The sequence below is a fragment of the Fundidesulfovibrio agrisoli genome, from assembly GCF_022808715.1.
Lineage (GTDB): Bacteria > Desulfobacterota > Desulfovibrionia > Desulfovibrionales > Desulfovibrionaceae > Fundidesulfovibrio > Fundidesulfovibrio agrisoli.
In genome coordinates, this window is the sequence record NZ_JAKZKX010000016.1 from 16,123 (window position 1) to 29,390 (window position 13,268).

A 13,268-nucleotide genomic window follows, 5' to 3' on the forward strand; every position below is an offset into this window, starting at 1 on the left:
GCTTCCTGTTGGGACGAGCGGGGCGCCGTTCGGAACCTGGACGGGGCTCCGCCCCGGACCCCGGCGATGGGGCCGTGGTTGTACGTCGATATGCGCGCCTCGTGGTGGCCGCAGCGCCGTCGGGGCCGATCAAGCTGCCGGGGCTGACGCCCCTCTGGCGAAGCGCCAGCGCGAGATCGCCCCCGCCCGCGCTACGGCCACCCCGAGGCGCGCCTGTGAGCTCATTTCAAGCTTCCGGGGCTGACGCCCCTCTGGCGAAGCGCCAGCGCGAGATCGGCTCCGGCGGCGCGGCCCGCAGCCCGCCAGGGCAGGACGCCACGGGACTTGCTCGCGAGTTTCGGCGCGAAGCTCTATTGGGTGTCGAGAGGGAGGAACTCCCTCTCGCGGGAGAGTCCAGAGAGGGCAGCGCCCTCTCTGGCCGCCGGAGGCGTCTGCTCCCTGTGATTTCCTACGAAACCGAGCTGCCGGGGATCACCCGGGCCGAGGGGGCCAGCAGCTCCAGCCCGCCTTCGCGCTTCACGGCCAGGATCATACCCTGCGAGACCACGCCGCGCAGCTTGCGGGGCTTCAAGTTGGCCACGATGACCACCTGCCTGCCCACCAGATCCTCCGGCTTCCAGAATTCGGCGATGCCCGCCACCACCTGGCGGGGTTCGGGCTCCCCGGCGTCCACGGTGACCAGCAGGAGCTTGTCCGCCTTGGGCACGGGTTCGGCCTTGACCACGGTGGCCACGCGCAGGTCCAGCTTCTGGAAGTCCTCGAAGTCGATGGGCTCCTTGGCGGGAGCTTCACAGGCGGCTTTGGGGGCGTCCTTGGGCGCATCCTTGGGGGCAGGCGCGGCGGCGGGAGCGGCGGCCGGTTCCGGCGCGGGCGGCTCCACACGGGGGAACATGTTGGAGGTTTTGGCCACCGGGGTGCCCGCGCTCAGATTGCCCCAACCCTCTGCCTCCATCGGCAGGTTCATCTGGCTGGCCGGGGTCGCCACGCCGAGCTGGGCCAGCATGGCCTCGGACGCCTCGGGCATCACGGGCCAGAGGTGCACGGCCACCTTCCTCATGCACTCCAGCACGGAATACATCACCGTGGCCAGGCGGGAGGGATTCTTCTCCTTGAAGAGGGTCCAGGGGGCCTGGGTGTCGATGTACTTGTTCAGACCGCGCACCAGTTCCCACAGGGAATCCAGGGCCTTGGCGGTCTGGAAGCGCTCGAACAGGCGCTGGTAGTTCAGGCAGCAGTCCTTGGCCAGGAGCATCAGCTCCTCCTCGTCCGGTCCGCCCAGTCCGGCCTGGGGGATGGCCCCGCCGAAGTACTTGTGGGTCATGGCCAGGGTGCGGCTGAAGAGGTTGCCCAGGTCGTTGGCGAGGTCGGCGTTGAAGCGCCCGCAGAAGGCCTCCTCCGAGAAGGAGGAGTCGTGCCCGAGGCTCATCTCGCGCAGCAGGAAGTAACGGAAGCCCGCGAGGCCGTACTTCTGCACCATGGAGAGCGGGTCCACCACGTTGCCCAGGGACTTGGACATCTTGGTGTCCTTGATGAGCCAGTAGCCGTGCACGTTCAGGTGCTGGAAGGGCTCAAGGCCCATGGCCTTGAGCATGGTGGGCCAGAACACGGCGTGGGGCTTGAGGATGTCCTTGGCGATCAGGTGGTTGGCGGCGGGCCAGTAGGCCTTCATGTCCTGGCCGTCGGGCCAGCCCAGGGCGGTGAGGTAGTTGAGCAGGGCGTCGAACCAGACGTAGGCCACGTAATCGGTGTCGAAGGGCAGCTCCACGCCCCATTCCAGGCGGCTCTTGGGCCGGGAGATGCACAGGTCTTCCAGGGCGCCGCTCTCCAGCAGGGCAACGACCTCGTTGCGGTACTGCTCGGGGCGGATGAAGTCCGGGTTGGCCTTGATGTGGTTCAGGAGCCAGTCCTGGTATTTGCCCATCTTGAAGAAGTAGTTCTTCTCCGCGATGTATTCCGGTTTGGTCTTGTGGTCGGGGCAGAGGCCGTCCACAAGCTCTTTTTCTGTGTAGAAGCGTTCGCAGCCGAAGCAGTAGTGGCCGCCGTACTCGCCGAAATAGATGTCGCCGGAGTCGAAAACCTGCTGCAAGGCCTTCTGCACCGTGGCCTTGTGCACGGGGTCCGTGGTGCGGATGAAGCGGGTGTAGTCGATGCCGAGGTGGGGCCAGAGATCCTTGAAGAGCTGGCTGATCTCGTCGCAGTAGGCCTGGGGGGTCTTGCCAGCGGCCTCGGCGGCCTTGACGATCTTGTCGCCGTGTTCGTCGGTGCCGGTGAGCATCATCACCTGGCGGCCCATGAGCCGGTTGAAGCGGGTCATGGCGTCGGCCAGGATGGTGGTGTGCGCGTGCCCCAGGTGCGGGCGCGCGTTGACGTAGTAAATGGGCGTGGTGAGGTAGAAGCGCTCCACGATCAATCTCCGGATTCAGGCGCGGGGGCCTGGCCGCCTTCGGGGCGTTTGTTCTTGGGTTTGCGCTTGCGCTTACGCTTGGCCTTGGCCGGGGCGCCCTCTGCGGGCAGGGCCTCGGAGGGCAGACCAAGGGCCACGATTTCGCCGTCGTCCCCGTCGGTGGAGGGCGCGGCGTTCTCGAGGGCGCGGCTTTCGCCTTCAGCCGGAGCGAGCCTGGGCTCGGGCTGGCCCGAGGGCTGCTCGCCGGGTTGCGGGGCGGAGCCGGGCAGTCCGGCATCCTGGGCGCGGGCGTCCTGAGCCCGTGCGTCTTGGGCGCGAGCGTCTTGGGGGCGCGGGGGCCTTGGCTGCTGGGGCCTGCCTTGCTGCGGCCTGCCCTGCTGGGGCCGCTCGTTGGCCTGCGGGGCGGGGCGTCCGCCCGGCGGCTGCTGCGGGGCCACGTAGGGCACCCAGGTGTCCCCGGCGATGGTGTTCCACTCCTCCAGGGTGAGCTCGCGCTCCTCCCCGGCCTCGGTGTACACGGAGATGCACTCCCGGAAGATGTTGGAGCGCAGCACCTTCATGGGGCCCTGCTCGGTCTGGTATTTCTTGCCGATCTTTGGGCAGCGCCGCTGGAACTCCTCATAGGTGCCCTGCTCGTAGGCCAGGCAGCACAGGAGCCTGCCGCACATGCCCGAAATCTTGGCCGGGTTGAGGAACAGGTTCTGCTCCTTGGCCATCTTGATGGTCACGGGCTGGAATTTGCGGATGAAGCGCGCGCAGCAGCACATCTGGCCGCAGTTGCCGATGGCCCCGAGCATCTGCGTCTCGTGGCGCACGCCGATTTGGCGCAGCTCGATGCGCGTGCGGTAGGCTTTCACCAGATCCTTCACCAGCTCCCGGAAGTCGATGCGCCCGGGCGCGGTGAAGTAGAAGACCATCTTGGAGCGGTCCTGCAGGATCTCCACGTCGACGAGCTTCATGTCCAGGTTGCGCTCGTTGATGCAGCGGCGGCAATGGCGGATGGCGTCGCGCGCGAGGTCGCGGTTCTCGCGGTAGACGTCCATGTCCTCCGGGGCGGCGATGCGGACGATGGGCTTGAGCTCTTCCTGCTCCTGGCCCGCGGGTAACTGCTCCAGCACGCTGGCGACGCCGGCCATGGCCAGCCCCTGGTCTGTCTTTACGAGCACGTGCTGGCCGGGGCGGACCTCGAAGGAGGCGGCGTCGAAATAGTATATCTGGCCGTTTTCCCGGAACCTCAGTCCCAGAATGTGAGTCATGGTGTATCCGAAACACCCTGTCGGGTGGTTGAAGATGGATGAACAACCCTTGATAGCCCATGATGGCGGGAACTTCAAACCCCAAGGGGCTCGCAATCCCGGCGGAGTGGGCTCACCGGGCAGGAAGGGCGCGCCGGTCAGAAAGCGGTGCCCGCAAACCAGACCGTTCAAGAGTGGCTAAGAGGCCGGTAAACAAGAAAATCCAGTCAGATAGAGCACTCACGGTAAATGGGCCTGGGGCGGTGAAAAGTTTTTCAAAAAAATTGCGACTGTTTGTTGACAACATGGGGTCACCCGCGTAATTACCGCCTTCCGCGACGGGGGGAACGTCCCGAAGCGCTGAACGGGTCATTAGCTCAATTGGTAGAGCAGCGGACTCTTAATCCGTTGGTTGTAGGTTCGAGTCCTACATGGCCCACCAAGTAAAACAGGGACTTAGGTGAATAACCTAAGTCCCTTTTTCTTTTTCTGTAGTATTTTGCCCCGCCATTGCCCCGCGTTTCGAAATCGCGCCGACTCCCACGTGTGATAATCTTCGTGTCTCCCTACCTTGTTCCAGGCCCGCTTTCAGATGACTAAAGCCATTACATAGGGCTGCATAAATCGGAGGCGGTCATGTTCGCACACTTCACCCTGGTTCGCCCTGCCTAGCTATCCCTCTGCCTCACCCTGGGCGTCATGCTGGCAGCCATTGTTGCCCCAGCCCAGGCCCCAACCGTTTTTCATGGCAACGTCCAATCCCATATTTACCACCGGCAGAGTTGTAGATTTTTTGACTGCAGGGCCTGCACGTCCGTCTGCAAATCCCGGGAAGAGGCCGAAAAGTCGGGCTTCCGTCCCTGCAAGGTGTGTAAGCCTTGAAGAAAACCCTTCTCCTTCTGGTTCTCCTGGCTCTGGCCAACTCCGCCCACGCCGCTGACCTCATTCTTTAAGACGCCCCGGCGCAGGCCTACTTCTCCTTGAAGGGCGGCGGGAAGGATGCCATCGTTCAGGCCATCGGCGCGGCTAAGTCCACGATCCTGGTGCAGGCCTACAGTTTCACATCCCCCCTATCGCAGAGGCGCTGAAGATAGCTCACAACCGGGGCGTGAAGGTCTAGGCATTCTGGACGGCTCAGCGCAAGCCTGTCGCTGCGGCGGCGATTGCCAGCCCAGCCAGGACCATCTGCCGATCACGCCCGTAGAACTGAGCGCTGGCTTGTTCAACTGGAGCGTGGTAGCATTAGGGTGACCTCAGTCAGGCGATCAGCCAGCACGCGATATGCATGCTGAAACCATGCCGCGATGGACAGCACACGGAGCAGCAGTCATGGCGAAGAGCACTGTCCCGGTGAAAGATAAGACAGCACATAAAACAGCCGGGTTGGTGAAGAAACCCGAATCCTCCTCAAAACAGGCCGCAGCACCATCAATCCCCGTCGTGGGCATCGGCGCCTCCGCAGGCGGCCTCGCGGCTTTCGAGGCCTTCTTCTCCGGCATGCCGACGGACAAGGATCCGGGCATGGCCTTTGTTCTGGTCCAGCACCTGGACCCCAACCACAAGAGCATCCTCACCGAACTCATCCGCCGCTACACCCGCATGCAGGTTTTCGAGGTCGAGGACGGCATGCGGGTTCAGCCCAACTGCGCCTACATCATCCCCCCCAACCACGACATGGCCTTCCTGAACGGCAGGCTCCAGCTCATGGAGCCCGCGGCCCCGCGCGGCCAGCGCCTCCCGATCGACTTCTTCTTCCGCTCCCTGGCCCAGGACCAGCGGGAGCGGGCCATCGGCATCGTGCTTTCGGGCACCGGCAGCGACGGCAGCCAGGGGGTGCGGGCGATCAAGGGCGAGGGCGGGATGGTCATGGCCCAGACCCCCGCATCCACGGAGTACGACGGGATGCCGCGCAGCGCCCTCGCGACGGGCCTTGTCGATTTCGAGCTGCCCCCGGCGGAGATGCCGTCCCAGCTTATCGCCTATGTGGTCCATGCGTTCGGCAGGCCGCCAAGTGTCGCCCTAGCCGAGCCGCAGGCTGGGGACAACGCCCTCAAGAAAATCTGCATCCTGCTGCGCGCCCAGACCGGCCACGATTTTTCCCAGTACAAGCCGAGCACGATCCGCCGCCGCATCGAGCGGCGCATGGCCGTCCACCAGACCGAAACCATGGGCGAGTACGTCAAGTATCTGCAACAGACGCCCCTGGAAGTGGAGGCGCTCTTCCGCGACCTCCTGATCGGGGTCACCAGCTTCTTCCGCGACCCCGCCGCTTTCGCCGCGCTGGAGGAGTTGGTCATCCCCAAGCTCTTCGCTGACAAGCCCGTCGGCTCCACCATCCGGGTATGGGCCACGGGATGTTCCACCGGCGAGGAGGCCTACTCCATAGCCATCCTCCTCAAAGAGCACTTGGAAAATCTGAAACAGCTCTACCAGGTGCAGCTCTTCGCAACGGATATCGACAGCCAGGCCATCGCCACCGCACGGGCGGGCCTGTACCCGGCCAGCATCGCGGTGGACGTATCCCCTGAGCGCCTCGCGCGCTTCTTCACGAGCGAGTCCGACGGCGGTGCGTACCGGATTCACAAGAGCATCCGCGACATGCTTGTGTTTTCCGAGCTGGACGTCATCAAGGACCCGCCCTTTTCCAAGCTCGACCTCATCAGCTGCCGCAACCTGCTCATCTATCTCAGCGCGGACCTGCAGAAGAGGCTCATCCCGCTCTTCCACTATGCCCTGAACCCCGGGGGCTTCATCTTCCTGGGCACCTCGGAGACGGTTGGCGAATTCAGCGACCTCTTCGCCACGCGGGACCGGAAGATGAAGATTTTCCAGCGCAAGGAAGACGTGCGCGGCGCGCAACGCCTGGCCATGGGCAGATACATCCCCCCCCTGGCGCCCTCGGAACCGTTGGCCACAAAGACAGCGGAGAAGATGGCCACGCCGAAGAAACTGCCCTTGCGCGAACTGACGGAACAGGTGCTGTTGCAACACAGCGCCCTGGTGGGGGCGCTGGTCGATGAACGGGGCGTGATCCTGTATCTGCACGGGAGGTCCGGCCTGTACCTTGAGCCCGCTCCAGGCGAAGCCGGCGTCAACAACATCCTGAAGATGGCCCGGGAAGGGCTGCGCCGGGAGCTGACCATAGCGCTGCACAAGGCCGCGGTCAGCAAGGAGGAGGTCAGCTTTCCGGGCCTGCGCGTGAAAACCAACGGAGACTACACACCCACCAACCTTGTCGTCCGCCCGGTTACCGCCGGGGCAGGGGTGAAACTGGACGAGCCGCTCTATGCCGTTATCCTTGAGGCCTCCACGCTGGCAGGCCCACGGCATGGCCACGGCGGCCCGCAATCCGGCAACGGCAAAGCGCATGACGGCTGCACCAATCCGGACACCGACGCACATATCGCATCACTCCGGCAGGAATTGCGGGCAAAGGAAGAATTTCTCCAGACCACCAACGAGGAGCTGGAGACGTCCAACGAGGAGCTCAAATCCTCAAACGAGGAGATGCAGTCCGTCAACGAAGAGCTGCAGTCTACGAACGAAGAACTTGAGACCTCAAAAGAAGAATTGCAGTCTGTGAATGAAGAGCTGGCCACGGTCAACGCGGAGTTGCAAACCAAAGTCGCGGACCTGTCCAGGGCCAACAACGACATGAACAACCTGTTGGCCGGGACGGGCATAGCCACCATCTTTGTGGACCATCAGTTGCGCATCCTGCGCTTCACCCCGGCGGCCACCCGGATGATCAACCTGATCCAGAGCGACGTGGGGCGGCCCGTGCGCCACATCGTCTCCAATCTGGTGGGCTACGACAGCCTGACGAAGGATGCGCAGGCCGTGCTGGACACCCTGGCCCCCAAGGAAATCGACGTGCAGACGACGGACGGCAGATGGTACACGATGCGCATCCTGCCTTACCGCACGCTTGACAACGTGATTGAGGGCGCCGTGGTCACGTTTTTCGACATCAGCGAGATGAAGCACGCCCAGGAGCTGCTGCGCCAGGCCAACGAGCAGCTCCGGGCGGCGTCCGGCCTCCAGGGAGATCCCAGCTGAACCGCCGGGCGGGCACGAGCATGAAGGGCCGGACGGGTCAATACTGCCGGCAGGGGACATAGCGGCACGCCGCCGGGTTCCCCAAGACACACAAACGAGGTTTCGCGGATGGAGAGTTGAGATCAGGGCCGCAGTGTGCTGCGGACATTTGGAACATGCAGTAGCAGGAACCAGTGAGCACCATGAAGGACACCTTGCGCAGCAGGGCGGAGAAGCTTGCCGCAACGGACGAGGCCAACGCCGGACGCGTGCTGACCCCGGAAGAGACAAGCCGGACGCTCCACGAATTGCGGGTCCACCAGATCGAACTGGAGATGCAGAACGAGGAGCTGCGGCGCGCGCTTGCGGAACTGGAAATCTCGCGGGAGCGCTATTTCGACCTCTATGACATGGCGCCTGTGGGGTATTTGACCCTCAGCGAACAGGGCCTGATTCTCGAAGCCAACTTCACCCTGGCCGCGATGCTTGGCCAATCCCGGAGTACTCTCACCCGTCAGCCCATCAGCCGGTTCATCCTCAAAGAGGATCAGGACGTCTACTACCGCCACCGCAGACGCCTCATCGTGCCGGGCGAGAGCCAGGCTTGCGAACTGCGGATGGTGAGGAGCGACGCCAGCCCGGTCTGGGTGCGCATCGAAGCCGTCTTGGTCCAGGATGCGGACGGCGCCCTCGTGCAGCGCGCCACGATCAATGACATCACAGAGCGCAAGTGCCATGACGAGCTGCGTGAACAAATCGAAGGCATCATCCGGCACGATCTGCGCTCTCCGGCCTGCAACGCCATGAATCTGGCCCAGCTTCTCAAATTGTCCCACAATCTTACACCGGAGGAGCATCATCTGGTCGATTTGTTGTTGTCTGAGGGCAAGCAGATGCTGGACACGCTGAACAGCTCCCTCGACCTTTACAAGATCGAGGTGGGCCAATACCACGGCGAGGCCATGAGCTTCGACTGCCTGCCGCTGGTCGTATCGGTGTCGGATACTCTGCTCCGCGTCCCCAGGCACCAGGTCATGCGCCTGGTGATCAGATCGAACGGCTTGCCTCCCGTCGCAGGATCCAGACACCCCTGCCTTGGCCAATACAATCTTCTGCGGGCGGCACTGCACAATTTGATTCAAAATGCGTTGGAGGCTTCGCCGCAGGACGCGACTGTATTTGTCAACCTGACGTCCGGCCCTGACTGCCGCATCGAAATACGCAACAAGGGCCTGATACCTCTAGACATCCGGGAAAGGTTTTTCGAGAAGTACGCCACATCCGGCAAAAGGTCCGGCACAGGCCTTGGGGCTTACTCGGCGAAGAAGATGATCGAGGCGCAGGGCGGCAGCATCGAGATGTTTACCCTGGACGAGAATGAAGAAACCAGCATCACGATCCATTTGCCCCGTGGCGCTGGCGAGCACGAAGAGCACCGGAGAAATCCGCCGCAACCTCCTGGATGCGTTGAATCGTGAGCAGAAAGACATCGAAGCCCGAATCCGGGAGGACCACCTTGCTGGAAGCCGGGGCGCAGCCGCTGTTCGATCCGAAGGAGTACCCGGAGACGGCCAAGTTGCCGAGAGCGCAGCAGGAGCGGTTCAAGGCCCTGGACGAACTGTTTCTTCGCAAGCACAAGATTCTGCAAAGGCGCGCTTTGTTGAAGCGTATGGGCGAGGAAACGCCCGGGAATTCATTAAAGAGCGCGAAGCCCTCCTTGCCGAAGGTATAGACCCAGCCGTAGTTGAACGCGTAAACGGCCCACCCTCAGAAGAGAGTGGGCCGCTGGTGCTGGCCGGTGATCCTTTCGTGTTGCCGCCTACTGGCATTGCTTCCCCCCCTCCATATTGAGCTCGGAACCCTCCACTATTGCCTTTAGTCCGTTACACACAGCATCGAGGCCCGAACTGGCTGCATCATGCCGTCGCGGATAATGCGATAGGCCGTGTGAACGCTGGTACCTGGCCGGGTGAAGTCAGCAGGCTTGTTCATAGAGTGCCTCCTTCACTGAGAGTTCAGGTGCAGTTCCATGGAACAGGCCTTTTACGAGCCTGTTTGTTTGGAAGCCTTGGTCAACCAAGACCGCCGCTAAGTTCTTGCCTGTTTCCTCTACCCCTTCGCGGGTTGCGGGGTAAACCTCAAGGATGGCTTCCACGACGTCTAAAGCCTCCCTCGTTTCATTCAGTCGGCGCAGTAGGGCGTCTCGTTGTGCTGCGCAATCACCCCCAGACCGCTGCACAAGTTTGCCTCGACGGAATTTTGCTTTCTGCTCACCTGCAACACGAGCCGAACCCTGATTCTCTGCCATGATGCCCCCTTTGTGCGGTTGTGGTCGACCCTTTGACCGTTTAGACTTGATGAATTAAGGCATACACAGCCGCAGAACGTGAGTCAATATATTAAGTCAATCGGAGGTGGGTATGCTTACAGGGAAGGTCAAAGAGGCGATGGAACTAAGGGGGGTCACCATTCGCCAACTAGTTGCGCAGACGGGACTTTCGTCGGGAACTCTCCATCGTGCGCGAGGGGAGCAATTCACAAAATGCACCCTGGAAACCCTGGCGACCATCGCGGGGGCGCTTGGGGTGAAGGTTAAGACGCTGTTCGAGGAAGGGTGAGAACCTTGGGCTAGGGGCGGGTCAAAAACGGTTCACTTTTGAGGCGCGCCTAAGTATAGCGCGGTCATTGAACCCGAAGATATTGAGGCTCCCTATGCCCCCAAAGAAGAAACGCCAGCGTGACCCACTTAAGACTAATGTGTGTTATGCAATCGACGCGGTAGACAACTTGAGCTGGGGTGGGGAAGTGTCGTATTCAATCGCAAATGACTACTCTTCAAGCGCAAGTATTGAAATGAAATCAACAATTGTCTTTGCAAACACAAAGAAAGTCCCCATCGGCATCGATACAAAGGTTAGAATATTCATAGCTGAAGTAAATAAGAATTCCGAGTGGGTTGGATTCATAGAGAGGCGCAAGGGGTATGTTTCGATCGTTGCCTATGTTCCATGGAATGTTGGAAGCCACATTCACATGATTCTTTTGTCAGGTAAGGCAAGGAGTATATATTTTGACGGAACGGAAATGTTTAATAAGCGCGGATTTATCAGTTCCGTAGGCATGTCACAGAGCATCGAAGACACGTGGGGATCAATCGGCTGAGCGCGCCTCCGGCCTTTTCCGTGCGCCCTACACGCAAGGTACGCTCACGGGCGGGACAGATCATCGGACGCCCCTAGTTGTGCGCAATAGCGGCCCATCCGCACAGAGGACGGGCCGCCACGGATTTTCACTATCGCTCGCCGCATCACTTCCCGGCGGGCATACCCTCCCCAAACAGCCCTCCCAATACCCCCTTGGGCAGTGCAAGCATACCTTGATATGCTGTCATGTTGGCCGGGTTCCTGGGTATGAGCGATTGCCAGTTCTGAGGCGGGTTGAACAAAAGGTCCGCCAGGGGGCCAGCATTCTTGTTGAAGAGATAGTCCCGGTACATATCCGCCCACCTGCTAGGGCTGAACGCCTTGCCCAAGCCCAAGGCTGACAGCACGGCGCTATCCACTGGCCCCTGCGTGGCGTTCTGCATGGCCTCCACAGCGGGGCCACCCGCGAATGTCCAGGACTGCCCACCAGTGCCTTGAGATGCCTTATGCAGCGCATCCAGGAGCCCCGTGAACTCCTGGTGTTGCTCTGGGGTCATAGCTTCACGCCACATACCCCGCGCATTGTCAGACCCTCCAAGAGCCTTTCCAATCTGTCCGGGGTAGTTGCCCATGCCGCCGTTGGCGCTCTGCTTGAATCCCTGCGAGGTCTGGAGGAGGCGACCAAACACGGTATCATTCCAGGCTTGCGGAGTGAGTGAAAGCGCCTCGCGGGCATTGGCCGCCATTGCTGGCGTGGTGGTGTTGGGGTTGAGAAGGAGGCCGGGAGCTTTCCAGGCGTTGTCAGGCGTAAGCTGCGCAACCTTACCTATCAGGCCATCCGTCAGAGCATTCACGGGCTCCGACATTTCCCGGAACCTCTGGTTCGCAGTCGAGAAACCCGGCACGTTCTGATCCATGAAGCCCATGAGGTCATTCTTTACGCTCATGAGCGCGGCCCGGCCTTGATTCTCCGACGGTTGCAAGCCCTCTATCAAAGCGTCAATGCCTTGCTTCGCCCCTTGGAGGGCTTCGGGAGTGTTCTTGGGCTGACCGTTGAACATGATCTGCGCCTTGGCCCTCTCCAGCAAACCACGAACGGCTTCAGGCGTGTTCTGGCTATTGGTCCTGGCATCAAGCCCCTGGATGATCGGCGACACGTCCAGCGTGGTTGTCGGGGGCGCGATGGACTGCGCACCGGCCTGGATCGGTCCGGGGTTAGCGGCCAGCGGCAACGTTTTGGGGTCCGCCCACCTGTTGCCATCCCAAACCCATTCGGCAGCGTTCGGGGTAGGGGTTTGCCGCGCTTCGGGCTTGAGAAATGCGAGGTCATACAACGGGCCAGCGGTGCGCTCCCTGGCGTTTCTGGCTTCCTGTATGGCCGTCTGCGCCCCGTTGACGGTGTTCTGCCCCAGCATGGAAACGTCAGACCCGGAGGCATTGCGGCCCGCGAAGTCCTCCAGGGCATTTTTGGCCGCCGCGTTCTGAGCCTCCCCGGCTCGCTTGGCGATTCCTAGCGACTGCGGGAGCATCCGCAGCCGGGATTCAGCCGACAAAAGCCCCGGATCGCCTGTTGCCTGCCCAAGACTCAGCGGAATGGGAGATTCCTTGAGGGCTGAAGCGCCAGCTTGCGCAGCTTCGGGCGTGATTCCCTCCAGGATGCGTTGCGGCATGATGTTGCGTAGCCCATTGGGGAACCTGTTGGCAGCAGCATCAACAAAGTTTGAAACCGCGTTCATAGCCCCTGGCAGACGGTTTAAGCCGTAGGTTGCTACGCCTGCGCCTGCACCGACCGCCCCGGCCCGTGCCGCGTCCATGAGATCAAAGGATTGCTTGGGAGCGCCCACAGTGTCAGGCAGGACGCGCTTTGCGATATAGCTGCGAATCAAGTCATCGAGCGTTGCCGCCCCGCCCTGCGCAAGGGGGTTGGCTGTCACGGCCAGGGAAGATCCCCCAGTGAAGGGGGCTGTCGCTAATGCCCCTACGTTCAAGGCTGTTGAAACGGGGTTGGCTGCAAACTCGGCTACGGAGGACTTGCCAAAGTTCGCCGCTGCATCCACCGGGTTTGTGCCGCCCAGCCCGCCAACGCGGACAAGCTCCCCGCCGTCCTTCATGTACACGCTTCCATCCTTGATGGTGAAATCCGTGGTCGGGCGGTCCAGGGCCTTGGCAGCGATGCCGATACGCTGGGCATCGTCTCCGGCGTAGCGCAGGGCAACTAGGCTTTTGAAGTCCAAGGGCTGCACGCGAGTAGGCTTCAGGCTCTCAGCGGTCTTGCTGTCAACGGGCGGTCGGTAAAAGTTGGCCTCGCCACCAAGCCGAGAGGCCATGTCATCGGGAAGGGCAGCTTGCCCGGCATCCAGGGGGGCCGGGGCGTTGACTCCCAAAAATCCTAAGGCGGTTTGCGCTTTCGGCGTGGCGGTGATGAGGAAATCGAGTGCCTTTGTCATG

At 61.8% G+C, this 13,268-nt stretch carries 10 protein-coding genes and 1 tRNA gene; 7 read left to right on the forward strand and 4 right to left on the reverse strand.

The features are described 5' to 3' along the window. Window positions 1-448: 448 nt before the first annotated feature. Together metG and MLE27_RS12130 are read right to left on the reverse strand one after the other, a co-directional pair. Complete coding sequence (metG, locus tag MLE27_RS12125; RefSeq protein ID WP_243312340.1) at window positions 449-2,404, reverse strand: methionine--tRNA ligase; 1,956 nt, start codon at window positions 2,402-2,404, stop codon at window positions 449-451. A 2-nt stretch (window positions 2,405-2,406) separates the two neighbouring features. Further along, window positions 2,407-3,660 (reverse strand): PSP1 domain-containing protein, encoded by a 1,254-nt coding sequence (locus tag MLE27_RS12130; RefSeq protein WP_243312341.1) that lies wholly within the window; start codon window positions 3,658-3,660, stop codon window positions 2,407-2,409. Between the two features lie 345 nt (window positions 3,661-4,005). On the opposite strand from MLE27_RS12130, the gene MLE27_RS12135 reads away from it, so the two are divergent. The 5 genes from MLE27_RS12135 to MLE27_RS12155 all read left to right on the forward strand — a co-directional run bounded on the left by MLE27_RS12135 (window position 4,006) and on the right by MLE27_RS12155 (window position 9,409). Next, window positions 4,006-4,081, forward strand: a tRNA-Lys gene (locus tag MLE27_RS12135). A 257-nt stretch (window positions 4,082-4,338) separates the two neighbouring features. After that, the gene (locus MLE27_RS12140) at window positions 4,339-4,521 is read left to right on the forward strand and encodes an Ada metal-binding domain-containing protein (protein WP_243312342.1); all 183 of its coding nucleotides are present in this window, start codon (window positions 4,339-4,341) and stop codon (window positions 4,519-4,521) included. Window positions 4,522-4,968: 447 nt separating this feature from the next. After that, entirely contained in the window at window positions 4,969-7,698 is a 2,730-nt protein-coding gene (locus MLE27_RS12145) for a chemotaxis protein CheB (protein ID WP_279355807.1), read from the forward strand. A 182-nt stretch (window positions 7,699-7,880) separates the two neighbouring features. Continuing rightward, window positions 7,881-9,155, forward strand: a complete 1,275-nt coding sequence (locus MLE27_RS12150; RefSeq protein WP_243312396.1) for a sensor histidine kinase — start codon at window positions 7,881-7,883, stop codon at window positions 9,153-9,155. Then, on the forward strand, window positions 9,152-9,409 hold the full coding sequence (locus MLE27_RS12155) for a hypothetical protein (protein ID WP_243312344.1): 258 nt from the start codon (window positions 9,152-9,154) through the stop codon (window positions 9,407-9,409). Before MLE27_RS12150 ends, MLE27_RS12155 begins: the two co-directional genes overlap by 4 nt. 243 nt (window positions 9,410-9,652) lie before the next feature. Here MLE27_RS12155 and MLE27_RS12160 read toward each other — a convergent pair whose 3' ends face one another. Beyond that, window positions 9,653-9,985 (reverse strand): hypothetical protein, encoded by a 333-nt coding sequence (locus MLE27_RS12160; RefSeq protein WP_243312345.1) that lies wholly within the window; start codon window positions 9,983-9,985, stop codon window positions 9,653-9,655. Window positions 9,986-10,124: 139 nt separating this feature from the next. Here MLE27_RS12160 and MLE27_RS12165 point away from each other — a divergent pair, with 139 nt between their 5' ends. Together MLE27_RS12165 and MLE27_RS12170 are read left to right on the forward strand one after the other, a co-directional pair. Beyond that, window positions 10,125-10,295, forward strand: a complete 171-nt coding sequence (locus tag MLE27_RS12165) for a helix-turn-helix domain-containing protein (RefSeq protein WP_243312397.1) — start codon at window positions 10,125-10,127, stop codon at window positions 10,293-10,295. A gap of 94 nt (window positions 10,296-10,389) precedes the next feature. Next, window positions 10,390-10,839, forward strand: a complete 450-nt coding sequence (locus tag MLE27_RS12170; protein ID WP_243312346.1) for a hypothetical protein — start codon at window positions 10,390-10,392, stop codon at window positions 10,837-10,839. 145 nt (window positions 10,840-10,984) lie between these two features. On the opposite strand, the gene MLE27_RS12175 is transcribed toward MLE27_RS12170, so the two are convergent. Next, a complete protein-coding gene (locus MLE27_RS12175) occupies window positions 10,985-13,267 on the reverse strand; it encodes a hypothetical protein (RefSeq protein WP_243312347.1) in 2,283 nt (760 codons plus the stop codon). Window position 13,268 lies beyond the last annotated feature (1 nt).

What these genes read in the sequence shown, in the direction of transcription:
- MLE27_RS12130 (WP_243312341.1), bottom strand. Translation starts at nt 3,660, where the DNA reads ATGACTCACATTCTGGGACTGAGGTTCCGGGAAAACGGCCAGATATAC.
- MLE27_RS12140 (WP_243312342.1), top strand. Translation starts at nt 4,339, where the DNA reads ATGCTGGCAGCCATTGTTGCCCCAGCCCAGGCCCCAACCGTTTTTCAT.
- MLE27_RS12145 (WP_279355807.1), top strand. Translation starts at nt 4,969, where the DNA reads ATGGCGAAGAGCACTGTCCCGGTGAAAGATAAGACAGCACATAAAACA.
- MLE27_RS12150 (WP_243312396.1), top strand. Translation starts at nt 7,881, where the DNA reads ATGAAGGACACCTTGCGCAGCAGGGCGGAGAAGCTTGCCGCAACGGAC.
- MLE27_RS12160 (WP_243312345.1), bottom strand. Translation starts at nt 9,985, where the DNA reads ATGGCAGAGAATCAGGGTTCGGCTCGTGTTGCAGGTGAGCAGAAAGCA.
- MLE27_RS12165 (WP_243312397.1), top strand. Translation starts at nt 10,125, where the DNA reads ATGGAACTAAGGGGGGTCACCATTCGCCAACTAGTTGCGCAGACGGGA.
- MLE27_RS12170 (WP_243312346.1), top strand. Translation starts at nt 10,390, where the DNA reads ATGCCCCCAAAGAAGAAACGCCAGCGTGACCCACTTAAGACTAATGTG.
- MLE27_RS12175 (WP_243312347.1), bottom strand. Translation starts at nt 13,267, where the DNA reads ATGACAAAGGCACTCGATTTCCTCATCACCGCCACGCCGAAAGCGCAA.